This window comes from Candidatus Margulisiibacteriota bacterium (assembly GCA_018822365.1).
Taxonomy (GTDB): Bacteria; Margulisbacteria; WOR-1; order O2-12-FULL-45-9; family XYB2-FULL-48-7; genus XYB2-FULL-45-9.
Genome location: JAHJKL010000026.1, coordinates 1 through 12,131, shown reverse-complemented (window position 1 = coordinate 12,131; position 12,131 = coordinate 1). Strand labels below are relative to the sequence as shown.

The 12,131-nt window shown below is 50.9% G+C and carries 12 protein-coding genes; 4 read left to right on the top strand and 8 right to left on the bottom strand.

Translation table 11 applies throughout. From position 1 onward, the window contains the following. Positions 1 to 241: 241 nt before the first annotated feature. Positions 242 to 460, top strand: a complete 219-nt coding sequence (locus KKF06_01500) for a hypothetical protein (GenBank protein MBU1616442.1) — start codon at positions 242 to 244, stop codon at positions 458 to 460. Here the strand turns inward: KKF06_01500 and KKF06_01495 are convergent. Continuing rightward, positions 457 to 1,359: a cation diffusion facilitator family transporter gene (locus KKF06_01495; GenBank protein MBU1616441.1), complete on the bottom strand. Its 903-nt coding sequence runs from the start codon at positions 1,357 to 1,359 to the stop codon at positions 457 to 459. The two genes, KKF06_01500 and KKF06_01495, sit on opposite strands and share 4 nt — an antisense overlap. 86 nt (positions 1,360 to 1,445) lie before the next feature. On the opposite strand from KKF06_01495, the gene KKF06_01490 reads away from it, so the two are divergent. Both KKF06_01490 and KKF06_01485 read left to right on the top strand, forming a co-directional pair. Further along, positions 1,446 to 1,919, top strand: a complete 474-nt coding sequence (locus KKF06_01490; GenBank protein ID MBU1616440.1) for a TlpA family protein disulfide reductase — start codon at positions 1,446 to 1,448, stop codon at positions 1,917 to 1,919. Further along, the gene (locus tag KKF06_01485) at positions 1,904 to 2,269 is read left to right on the top strand and encodes a response regulator (GenBank protein MBU1616439.1); all 366 of its coding nucleotides are present in this window, start codon (positions 1,904 to 1,906) and stop codon (positions 2,267 to 2,269) included. Before KKF06_01490 ends, KKF06_01485 begins: the two co-directional genes overlap by 16 nt. On the opposite strand, the gene KKF06_01480 is transcribed toward KKF06_01485, so the two are convergent. The 6 genes from KKF06_01480 to KKF06_01455 all read right to left on the bottom strand — a co-directional run bounded on the left by KKF06_01480 (position 2,260) and on the right by KKF06_01455 (position 8,654). After that, on the bottom strand, positions 2,260 to 3,453 hold the full coding sequence (locus KKF06_01480; GenBank protein MBU1616438.1) for an ABC transporter permease: 1,194 nt from the start codon (positions 3,451 to 3,453) through the stop codon (positions 2,260 to 2,262). The genes KKF06_01485 and KKF06_01480 overlap by 10 nt on opposite strands. Further along, a complete protein-coding gene (locus tag KKF06_01475; GenBank protein MBU1616437.1) occupies positions 3,450 to 4,646 on the bottom strand; it encodes an ABC transporter permease in 1,197 nt (398 codons plus the stop codon). The genes KKF06_01480 and KKF06_01475 overlap by 4 nt, the downstream gene beginning before the upstream one ends. Next, entirely contained in the window at positions 4,643 to 5,284 is a 642-nt protein-coding gene (locus tag KKF06_01470) for an ABC transporter ATP-binding protein (protein ID MBU1616436.1), read from the bottom strand. Before KKF06_01470 ends, KKF06_01475 begins: the two co-directional genes overlap by 4 nt. Positions 5,285 to 5,324: 40 nt before the next feature. Beyond that, complete coding sequence (locus tag KKF06_01465) at positions 5,325 to 6,302, bottom strand: efflux RND transporter periplasmic adaptor subunit (protein ID MBU1616435.1); 978 nt, start codon at positions 6,300 to 6,302, stop codon at positions 5,325 to 5,327. Beyond that, entirely contained in the window at positions 6,299 to 7,633 is a 1,335-nt protein-coding gene (locus tag KKF06_01460) for a TolC family protein (protein MBU1616434.1), read from the bottom strand. The genes KKF06_01465 and KKF06_01460 overlap by 4 nt, the downstream gene beginning before the upstream one ends. Before the next feature lie 64 nt (positions 7,634 to 7,697). Next, complete coding sequence (locus tag KKF06_01455) at positions 7,698 to 8,654, bottom strand: aldolase catalytic domain-containing protein (protein MBU1616433.1); 957 nt, start codon at positions 8,652 to 8,654, stop codon at positions 7,698 to 7,700. Positions 8,655 to 8,741: 87 nt separating this feature from the next. Between KKF06_01455 and KKF06_01450 the strand changes: the two genes are divergently transcribed. Then, positions 8,742 to 9,848 (top strand): phosphotransferase, encoded by a 1,107-nt coding sequence (locus KKF06_01450; protein MBU1616432.1) that lies wholly within the window; start codon positions 8,742 to 8,744, stop codon positions 9,846 to 9,848. On the opposite strand, the gene KKF06_01445 is transcribed toward KKF06_01450, so the two are convergent. Further along, positions 9,845 to 12,131, bottom strand: a 2,287-nt coding sequence (locus KKF06_01445; GenBank protein MBU1616431.1) for a homocysteine S-methyltransferase family protein, incomplete at its 5' end; no start/stop codon positions are given. The two genes, KKF06_01450 and KKF06_01445, sit on opposite strands and share 4 nt — an antisense overlap.

Sequence of the window (12,131 nt, the reverse complement as noted above, 5' to 3'; positions counted from 1 at the left end):
GTTCTTTTTAAGCCAATTTCCGATAGCATAGCGGTAAAAATCGACCCCTGGTTTAACAGAAGTATCGCGGTTATTTGGATCAAGCAGCTTGGTTGTATTGTTCATAGCGCATCCGCATAGAAGGGCCAGGCAGAGCCCGGCAGCCATCACCTTTCTCATTTCCTCGATTATAGCACGCTGAAATAACTTTAAATAAATTTCCAGTAAAAGTTAACGATATATATACGGAAGAGGTTTATTTATGGACATCAACAATGTTTCAAATAAATTAAATGGTCTGCAAAACCGGGTAGCCAAAGCCATTGGCCAATCTACCCAGGAGCAGAATGCTTCGTCTTTGCTCGATACCGAACATACGCTAAACACCGGCTTCGCTCTTTCCGCCATGATCCTTCATATGATCAAAGAAGCCGAGAAAGAAATGACCGGGATCGGCCGGACCGTTGACGCCATCGTCTAATGATGATGGTGGCCTAACTCTCCTTCTCCCCTTTCCATCACGCAAAATAAATCATCACCGCACGAATGGCATTCGGTCTGAAAGGTCGAATGCCCGATCGCGTATTTATCTTTCAACAGATGCTCCACCTCATGAATGATCCAAGGGGCTTTTTTGGCCAGCTTCGGCTCGATTTCAAGATGGGCGGAGATCGCATTTAAACCGGAAGAGATCGTCCAGACATGAAGATCATGCAACCCTTTGATCCCTTTGATCCGCTTGATATCATCTGCCACCGCGTGCGGATCTATCCCTTTTGGAGCCCCTTCCAGTAAAATGTTGACCGCATCAAACACCAGCCTGATCGCCCCGTAAAGTACAACCAGCGCGATCGCGATCCCCAGGACCGGGTCGACCAGAGACCAGCCGGTAAAGGCGATCACCACCCCTCCCGCAACTACCGCCACCGAAGAAAGAGCGTCTGAAATAACGTGGAGAAGCGCCCCCCGGACATTTAAATTCTGGTGGGAACCGGCCAGAATGAAGGCCGAAACAATGTTCGCCACCAGCCCGATCACCGCGACAATCATCATCAAGGCGCTGTTGACTGGCTCGGGATTGGCAAAGCGGCCAATGGCCTGATAGAAAATATAGCCGGCCAGCAAGATCAGCAGTGTCCCGTTGAAAAAAGCGGAGAGAATCTCTACCCTGTGGTAGCCAAAGGTCCGTTCTTTATCGGCTGGTCTAAGCGCCAGGAACGCGGCCAAAAGCGAAAATAACAGGACCAGCGCGTCGGTCAACATGTGTCCGGCATCGGAAATCAAGGCAAGACTATTGGCAAAGTACCCACCAACAAACTCTGCGACCATGATCGTCAAGGTGATAATAAGGGCGATCATCAGCTTCCTGGAATTATTCATAGGGTTATTTTAAAGCAATTTGGCGCTGGCGTGAAGGGGCCCTTTCCTTGACTTTCCCTTCACGAGGGGTATAATTTCTTAGTAATATGAAAAGATTATTGATATTTTTTGCCGCGGCTATATTACTTATTGGCGCGGCAACCGCGGATGTTTCTTCCAACCTCGGCCTAGAGCTCCCAACGATTGAGCTACCAGCCTTGGACGGCAAACTGACCTCCCTCCAAGACAATGAAAAAACCGTTCTGGTCTTTTTTACCAGTTGGAGCAAATCGAGCCAAAGCAACCTTGCTTACCTGCAAAGCCTCCGGGAAAAAGAAAACTTAATTAATATTGTCGGGATTTCCTTTGATAAAAAAGCAAAAACTGTTCAGGATTTTGTCGCGGAAAATAAAATCTCCTTTCCGATCCTGATTGACAAAAAACTTACTTCGATCAACAAACTGAAACTGCTGGTTATCCCCACAACTTTTTGCATTAATTCCAGCGGAGTGATCGAAAAGATCTTTGTCGACTACGATGACAATGTTAAAAAGGCGCTGGCTGAATGGCTGAAATCCTAGTCGCTGACGACCAGGAGAGTATGCGGCATATCATTTCAGATCTGCTCAAACGAGCCGGCCACTCGGTCAAGAGCACTGAAGACGGCATCCAGGCGCTGGAAGCGCTCAAAATCTCCCCTTTTAACCTGGTGGTGGCCGATGTCAACATGCCGGGCATGGATGGCTTGGAATTTCTCCGCCACGTCCGGCTCAACTACCCCGCAACCAAGGTTGTCTTTATTACCGGAATGGAAGAAGAAACAATTAAAACGGGAACTGAAGGTTTTCACCTTGATGGACTGATCTTAAAGCCTTTTAAAGAGGAAAACGCGCTAGCGGCAATCAACGAGGCGCTGGCGGCTCATTCGTAGCGCAGGGCGATGACCGGATCAAGCCTCGCCGCTCTGACCGCCGGATAGACCCCGAAAAAGATCCCCACAACCGCTGAAACAACGGTCGCTAAAATTACCGCCCACCAGGCAATGACCAGCGTCCCTTTGATAAAGAACATTATCAGGAATGCCCCGGCCAAACCTAAAATAATCCCCAACATACCGCCAAACAGACTGATCATCATTGATTCAACCAAAAACTGCAGAATAATGTCCCGGCTTTTGGCGCCGATCGCCTTGCGGACCCCGATCTCACGGACCCTCTCGTTGACCGCGACCAGCATAATGTTCATGATCCCGATCCCGCCAACTAAAAGAGAAATCGCCGCGATACCCGAAACAAAACCGGTTAAGACCGCCAAAATGTTGTTGACAATATCAAGGATCCCTTTTTGGGTAATAAAGCGAAAATCATCGTTCCCAAGACGGCGCTCCATTAAAGCCTGGACCTTGGCTTTAACCTCGTCCATTTTGGAGATCTCTTTTGGAAAGATATTCATTCTCATGATATTGCTGGTCCCCATCATATTTTGCGCAGTGGTGACCGGAATGATCACCCTGGCGTCCATATCAAAAACCCCAATGCTCCCTTTGGCTTCCGCCACACCAATGATCAGGTAATTGCTCCCCCTGATCTTGATCTTTTCTCCCAAAGCGGAACTCCCGCCAAATATCTCGTTGGCAATTTTAGGCCCGATCACCGCGACTTTTTTGCGCGATTCAACCTCGGCCTCGTTAAAAAAGCGGCCGTAAGAAATCCCCCAACCCATTAAAGCCATATTGTTGGCGGTTGTCCCAATGACCACCGGGGCTTTATATTTTTTCTTGCCGTAATAAATATCACCGCTCCCAGGATTTAAGGCGACAATGTCTTTAACCTCGGGGATCCGGGACTTGATCAAGTTAATATCAGCATAAACAAACTTCGGGTTTGGCGGGACCGAATTATCCTTTCCGGCAACCATGATAAACGAATCGTAGCCGGCGCCGAGGCTCTGGACCTGGTCGGTCACATACTTCTTTGCCCCTTCTCCGATCGTCACCAGCGTGATCACCGAAAATATCCCGATGATCACCCCAAGCATCGTCAGCGTGCTTCGCACTTTGTTTAACAAGAGCGCCCGCCACGCCTGCTTCATGCTCTCCCAAAGAAAAAAGATCATACCTCAAACCTCAACGCGTCTACCGGATCAAGCCTGGCGGCCCGCATCGCCGGATAAACCCCAAAGAACAGGCCAACGATCAGAGCGACAAAACAAGCAATTGCCGCGGCATTGTAGGCAATGACCGCTTCTAATTTTAAGGCGCTCATTATCCCCCAGGAAGCCAGGGTCCCGATAGAAATCCCCAAAACTGCTCCACTTATAGTGATCAAAATCGACTCCATGACAAACTGCAGAAAAATATCCCGCCGCTTGGCGCCGATCGCCTTGCGGATCCCGATCTCGCGGGTCCGCTCGGTCACCGCCACCAGCATGATGTTCATGATCCCGATCCCGCCGACAAGCAGAGAGATTGCCGCAATTGCGCTAACGATCCCGGTCAGGGCATTAAGAATATTATTGGTGATGTCGATCAGCCCGGCCTGGGTATGCATATGAAAATCGATCTTGCGGTGCCGGGCAAAAAGCAGTTTTTCTATCTCGCTCATGACTTCCGGCACATCTTTATCATCATAGGTTGTAACCATCATCTCCCAGATCTTTTTGACCCCCAAAGTCAATTCCGCCAGCGATGATGGGATCAAGACCATATCGTCCATGTCATAGCTAAGCATCGCCCCTTTTTCCTCAAGCACCCCGATCACAAGGTAGCCAATCCCGTTGATCTTGATCTTCTCGCCGATCGGAGAAAAATTTCCAAATAAATTACGGACCACGGTTTTACCGATCACCACCACTCTCTTTCGGCCATTATCTTCGGCCAAAGAAAAGAATCGCCCTTCAACTGCTTTCTGCTTGTATGCCAACGGGTAATCCTGGGAAACCCCCAGGGTATAACCGGGCGTATACTCTTTCTTTCCGTATTTGATCCTTCCACGGCCGACCAATTCCGGCATTACGTATTGGATCTTTTTCACTTTATCTCTGATCGCGATCATATCCTCGTAAGTTAAGGTAAGTTCCGGAATGCTGGTACCTGACCCTTCGCCGGGCTGAATGGTAATACTGTTGGACCCAACACCCCAACCGCTGATCTGGTTCAAAACATAGCTCTTGGCCCCCTCTCCCATCGAGACCAGAGTAATGACCGCCGCTACCCCAATAACCACTCCCATGGTCGTTAAAATTGTCCTAAGTTTGTTGGCAAGAAGAGATTGCGAGGCTAATTTAAGGGGCTCAACAAGATTGATCATCGAACTTTTTCGTCAGCCACGACCAGTCCGTCTTTTAACCGGACGATCCTTTTGCTAAAATTTGCGATATCCTGATCGTGAGTAACCATAATGAGGGTAATCCCTTTTTTATTCAGCTCGGTAAAAAGATGGATGATCTCGGCCCCGCTTTTTGAATCTAAATTACCGGTCGGTTCATCGGCCATGATAATTGATGGATTGTTGGCCAGGGCTCGGGCGATCGCTACCCGCTGGCTTTGCCCGCCAGACATTTCCGAAGGCCGGTGGTAGGCGCGATCTTTTAAATCGACCAGGGCAAGCAATTCCAGCGCCCGCGCCCGACGCTCTTCCGGTTTGAGCCCGGCATAGATCAGGGGCAACTCGACGTTTTCAACCGCGCTCAATTTGGGCAGGAGATTGAAGGTCTGAAAAACAAACCCAACTTTTTTATTGCGGATATCGGCCAGGCTGTTATCGTCCAACTCATCGATATCAACGTCATCTAACAGCACATGTCCGGTGGTTGGGCGGTCCAAACAACCGACAATGTGCATCATCGTCGACTTGCCGCAGCCCGATGGTCCCATGATCGAGAGAAATTCTCCCTTGGTCACAATCAAGCTAATTCCCTGGAGCGCTTTGACCTCGACCTTCCCCATCAAATAGGTTTTGGTAACGTCTTTTATCGTAACAACATGTTTATCGCTCAACTTTGACCCTGCCCTTGTTCTTTAGCTTGGCTACATTGGAGACCGCGACCTGCTCGCCGGGTATAACCCCGCTTAGCGCTTCAACGCTGGTATACGAACGAAGGCCGATCTCGATCCGTTTTTCATACGCCCGGTTGTTCTTGATCGTAAACACATATTGGCCGTCATCCTTGCTGATCAACGCTTCGCGCGGCACCACAACCGCCGACTCTTTCGCTTTGGTCACGATTTCCACGTTCACAGTCATGTTCGCTTTCAATTCGCTCCTCCCATTGAGGAATTTTATCTTGCTTGGAAAAACATAGGACTCTTCGTCCATTTTCACCCTGCCGCCAACCTTGCGCAATTCCGCCAGAGGGGCGATCCAGTAGAGCTCGCCAAGGAATTTTTTATCAGAATAAACATCGGACGTGATCGCGACCTTGTCGCCGACTTTTACATTGGCAATATCAATTTCGTCGATCTGGGCCTCGACCCAGGCATCATCATAATTAACAACCACGATTGCCGGCTGTCCGGGAATTACCGTTTCTCCTTCACGGTAATCGATCTTTGCGACTACCCCATTATTAGGGGCGATTATCCGGGAAGCGTCAAACATAGTTTTAGAGGCATCATAGGCTTGCTTGCTGGCCGCTCCATCCTTATACAACTGCTGCATCCGCTCAAAGTCGTTCCGCGCCTGCTCGAAGCTGTCAAACTCGGCTAACAGCTGGCCTTTTCGGACATAAGTGCCTTCTTTCACCTTTAAACTGGAAACTTTCCCGCCGATCTTGGTCCCCAACTCATAGATCGGAGCATCAACCGTCCCGCTGGCCGCGACAATTTCTTCAATCGCACCCTGGGTGACCGGCGATGCTTTGACCGTTACCAGGTCCCGATTTAACCAATTGACCGTAATCCTCCAGCCGATCAAAACAATGATCACCCCGACAATTACCCATATCCAATTCTTTTTGATTTTCATAGCACTACCTCTTTTCCAATGACTTTATTTAATTTCGCTTTGGCTGTCTCCAGGTCAAAAAGGGACTGGAGATAATTTATCCGCGCCTGCGTTAAAGAAACCTGGGCATCTAAAACCTCAATATTGGTCCCGGCACCGGAGGCAAAGCGGGATGTCATTACTTTTTGGTTTTCTTCGGCGGAAGCGACCGCTTTCTTGGCCGAGGCGATAGTTTCCGAAGCGCTCTTGAGCGTCAAATAAACATCTCTAACCTCCAGAGCAACCCCGTTGCGAACCTGCTCTTCAGCCTCTTTTTGCGCCTCAAGATTGGCTACCGCCTCTTTAATCCGATTCTCCCGACCCAGCCCATCAAATATAGTCCAGGAGGCTGCCCCAATCACCGACCAGGAATTGGTTGAAGAGCCATATCCCGGATACTCGGTTACCCGGTTCCCTGTCTGGGCAGATAAAAGAAGGGTTGGTAAATATTCCAACTGGGAAACGCGGAGAGACTCCCTGGCAATATTTTCGTTAAATAAATAGATCCGCCAATCAGGCCGGTTCTCCAGGGCAAGCCGAAAAACCTCTTTATATTCAGGTAGATTTGAGAAAGTTCCGGTAAAACCTTCGTCCTTGAGGTCAACTGGCTGCTCCAGATCCCGGCCTAACGAATTATTAAAAGCATCTTTGGCTAATTCCAGGGCATTTTTCGCTTTGGTCAAACCGACTTCGCTGTTGGCCAGCTGGACCTCCCCCCGCAATTGGTCAGCCCGGGTTGACACCCCGGCCGCGAGCATCATTTTGATCTGGTTCAAATGCGATTCGGCCATTTCATTCGATTCTTTAGATAATTCAACATATTTGATCGCCTTTAACACCCCAAAATAATTTTGGGTAACATTGAACGCCACTTCAAGTTGGGCCATTTTGTATTCTTCCTGAGCCAGATCGACAATATTCCTGGCAATGTTGTAACCGGGCCAGAGAGCTGCGACAAAAAGCGGCTGGGTCAATGAGGCTCCCCACCCCTTGGCGGTGACGGTCGCGTCCGTCCCGGTGGTAAAGTCCTGGGTGACTGCCCCCTGGGAAGTGGCAACCGTCACCTGCATGACTGAAGGATCAGAGTATGATTTGCCATAATTCGCGTCAAGTTTAACAGTTGGGAGGAACGCGCCGACCGCCTGCGCAAGCTTGGCGTTAGCGGCTGAAAGCTTTTTATGCGCCGCTAAAACAGCCGGGCTATTGTTCATCGCGAAATCGACGCTTTCTTTGAGGGTCAGCGACTGAGCTTTTGCCATGATCAGCAAGAAGAAAAGGAAGAAGATTGAAGATTTAATAATTATCTTTCTCATAAATATCAACAACTTTTATTGAAGGCAGTTAAATTTTATTATATGAAAACAAAATGTCAACCGGCTACGCCAATTCAGCGCCGTTCAAGGCGCCGCGGTAAAACTGAACATACTTGTCTTTATCTTTTCCGGCCCGGAGCGCCATCGCGTCCCGCGGGTGCTGGTTAAGGATCCCGGTGATCATGTGAGGGATGATGTAACCCCATTCGAGCTTTTCCCGCAGAGGGATAAATTCGGTTTCGATCACTTCCAAAATCGGCTCCAATTTAAACTTGGGGTTCTTTAAAAAAGCGAGCAGGAGCTCCATGGGACAGTTCCCCGCCGCTCTGCCGATCCCAAAGATCGTCGCGTCAAGATAGTTGGCCCCCTTGCGGATCGCCTCGATCGTGTTGCCAAAGCCCAGCTGTTGGTTGTTATGGCAGTGGATCCCGACTTCGATCCCTTTTGGATTGAGATATTTCTTGTAAAGCGCGACCAGAAAATGGATCTGTTCGGAATAAAGAGCGCCGAAGCTATCGACGATGTAAACCGCTTTGACCGGCGCGTCGGCCAATTGTTTGAGGGCTTCTTCCAAATCGGGGACCAGGGCGGTCGAGATCGCCATGATGTTAATGGTCGTCTCGTAGCCCTTGTCGGCGCAGGCTTTAACATGCTGGATCGCTTTATCGACGTCTTTGACATAGCAGGCGACCCGGATCATGTCGACGACGCTCTCTTTTTTCGGCCTGATCGCCTCAAGGTCGACCCGGCCGATATCGATCATGGTGGAAATTTTTGATCTTGATTCGATCCCGTCTATCGCCTTCCTGATATCGGCTTCTTCGCAGAACTTCCATTTGCCGTATTTATCCGGAGAAAAAAACTTTTTATCCGCCTGGTAGCCAACCTCAATGTAGTCGACTCCGGCCAGCGAACAGGCGCGATAGACCGCCCTAACGAATTTGTCTTCAAAATTGCATTCGTTGATCAGGCCGCCGTCACGGATAGTGCAGTCAAGAACTTTTATTTCTGGTCTGTACATGTTGGTATTATAACTTTTTTCGGTTGAAGTTGCCATTGAATTCTTAATCTCTTGAAATTCATGTGACCGAACGAGCGATATAGTTTTATGGCGATAGAGAAACTAAATATCAATGGGAAGCTTTTCCCCCTGAAGGCCGTCAGAAATGCCGGACTGATACAGCCCCATATGGGACCGACCCGCAATCCGTTCATGGAAATTGGCCGCCTGCCGGATAAACGCCGGATCGTCATCAATCAAGCGGAGGGACACACTCCCGGGGTTTTTTCCGGCTGGCTGGTTCCCGCCACCGCGGAAACAAAACGGCTGGCGCCGGGAGAAACGACCAGCGTTATCGTCAAGATCTCCCGTTATGAGCAGGTCGACTTCTGGCACCTTTTTGAGGTCAGCCTGTTGAACCGCCTTGATTTCCTCCAGCCGGATGTTCCAGCCATTTTGCACGAAGGGAAGGTTCCTGTCGTCCATCATTCCAGTATCACCAAAGGGGTCATCTTGCGGGACGCGCCGTTCTTTATTATGTCCCGTCTGGATGGCCAGCCTTTTTCCGAACTGGCCAAAGCCTGGCAAAACAGGCCGCCGCGCCGGGAAGAGCTGGCCAATCTCCTGGCCTCTTTCGCCAGCCTGGCGGTCCTATTGGCCAAAGTGCACGGCGAGAACGGCGAACCGGCCGGGATCATCCACCGGGACATTAAACCGGCCAATCTCATTCATGCCCCCCATTCTCCGGCGCTGATCGATTTTGGTTCGGCCAACTATTTCGGCCCGCTTGCTCCCAAAGTCATCCGGCGCGATTGCGGCACGCCCGGTTTTTTTCCACCGGAGTTTTTAGCGGCCGGGATCAGAGAGGACGACGCCAGGATCGATACTTATGGGTTGGGAGCAACTTTGATCAGCCTGCTTACCGGTTACCGGCCGCTGATGTATCCCGGGGTAAGCGACCCCTGGAAAGGGAAAAAATCGCCGGAGGAAAGAGGCACCCGCTACGCCAAACAGATCTGGGCGTATCGCCACCAAAATGCGGCCCAGCTGGCCAAAGCGAGTAATTTGCCGGGAGAATTAAAGGGGACCCCTCTTGCCGAATACCTTTTCACCCTGGCTCATCCGCTGCGGGGGAGACGACCGGTCCTGATGAGCGAAGTAGCGAATAAGCTGGAAGGTTTCAAAAAGGCATTAGAGGATCAGGGAGAGATTTAACTTATCTTTTTGATCAGCTTTTTCGCCAGCTCCACCGCCCCGACCGCGTCGGAACTGTAAAAGGCGCCGATCTCTTCGGCATAATCGTCGGTCACTACCGCCCCGCCGACCATGATCGGTATATTCAACCCTTCCTTTTTAAGCTCCTTGCCGACCTGCTCCATCTCGACCATCGTCGTCGTCAGGAGAGCGGAAAGACAGATCGCGTTCGGTTTTTCCCGTTTCGCCGTTTCTAGAATTGTTTCCGACGGGACATCTTTTCCCAGGTCGATGACCTCAAAACCATGGTTTTCCAGCATCATTTTAACGATGTTCTTGCCGATGTCGTGGACATCACCCTTGACGGTCGCCAGCAGGACTTTGCCGACTTTGCGGGCCTCCTCTTTAGGGATCCGTTCCTTGCATAGGGCAAACCCCGCTTTCATCGCCTCCGCCGAGGCCATGACCTGCGGCAGAAATATCTTTTTGGCCGAGAAGTCTTTGCCGACCTTTTCCATTCCTCTGACCAGAGCCTGATCAATAATCTTTTGCGGCGCTTCACCCTTAGCCAATAACTTGTTCGTCAAATCAACGACGATCTCGTCGTCCCCTTCGATCACCGCCGCTTCGATCCCGCCAAGCGTTTCCGGGTATTGCTTAACCGCGCTTTCCCCCGTGTCCCGTATCCCCTGTCCCATCTCTCCCTTCTCCTCCACCGCCTGCTTAAATTCCTCTAACAACCTTTCCTTCGCCTTCTCTTTCGCCTTTTGCCCCTCCCCATCTCCCGCTTTTGCCTCTATTTTTCTGGCAAACTCGATCGCCTCTTTTATCCCGGGGTCACTGATATCAACAATCCCGGCATCAAGCCCGTTAAGCAGGCAGAGTTTTAAATAGAGATTATTGAGTTTTGAGCGGTTCGGCATGCCGTGCGAGACATTGCTGACCCCAAGGATCGTTCTGACACCGAAATTCCGCTTAACAATAGGGATAGCGGCCAAAGTGTCGAGCGCCCCTTTGATCCCGACGCCGACGGTCATGGCCAGATTATCAATATAGATCTGGTCGCGAGGGATCCCGGCCGCGTCGGTCGCTTTAATAATTTTTTCGGCGATCGCCATTTTCTGCTCAACGGTTTCGGGGATCCCCTGTTCATCAAGGACCAGGCCGATCAGCGCGGCCCCGTATTTCTTGGCCAGCGGAATAACTGTCTTCAGGCTTTCTTCTTTACCATTGACCGAATTGATCAGCCCCCGACCGCAAAAGGTCTTTAGGCCGGCTTCGATCGCCACGGGATTCGGGCTATCGATCGATAATGGTCGCGGGGAAGCGGTAGAAGCAACGATCACTGCCTGCTTCATTGCCGCGACATCGTCGATCCTGGCGACGGAAACATTGACATCAAGCAGAGCGGCCCCATGTTTGGTCTGATTTTCCGCCTCCGCCCTGACGATCTTAAATTTCCCAGACTTGAGCTCCTCCCTAAATATCTTACGCCCGGTCGGATTGATCTTCTCGCCTACGGCTATAAAGCCGTCTGGTTCTATCATCTTCGTCCGGCTGGAAAACCTAACGCCAACATTAGGCATCGCCCCTCTCCCTCTGGGAGAGGGGTTGGGGGTAAGGGCTTCCCTGACCGCTTCAATATGTTTGGGGTTCGTCCCGCAACAGCCGCCGACAATGCCGATGCCAAGATTAAAGGCTTTGGCCAGATGTTTGGCAAATTCTTCCGGGGACATTTTGTAGACCGCTTTGCCGCTTTCGAGTACCGGCATCCCGGCATTCGGCATGATCATGACCGGCAGGTTTGTCACTGCCAACAATCTCTCTGCGACCTTAAGCAGTCCTTCCGGCCCGGCGGAACAATTGGCGGAAAGAATATCAGCGCCGATCGCCTCAAGGACAACCGCCGCCGCTTCCGGAGTGGTTCCGGAAACGGTCACTTCCCCTTCATCATAGGTCATACTGGCAATAACCGGCAAAGATGTTTCATTTTTGGCAGCCAGCACCCCCGCCCGCATTTCCTGCAGGTCGGAGATCGTTTCAAAACAGAGGAGATCGGCCCCCGCGTCGGCCAGCGCCTTGGCCTGCTCGGCAAAAGTTTCATACGCCTGGTCAAAAGATAGCCCACCCATCGGCTCCAGAAGCTGGCCGGTCGGGCCGATCGAACCGCAGACAAAACCCTTTTCTCCAATCGCCCGGCGGGCCAGTCTGACTGCCGCTTCATTGATCTCTTTAACCTTATCAGCCAGGCCATACTCGCCCAGCTTGATCCGGTTGGCGCCAAAGGTGTTAGTTTCGAGGATG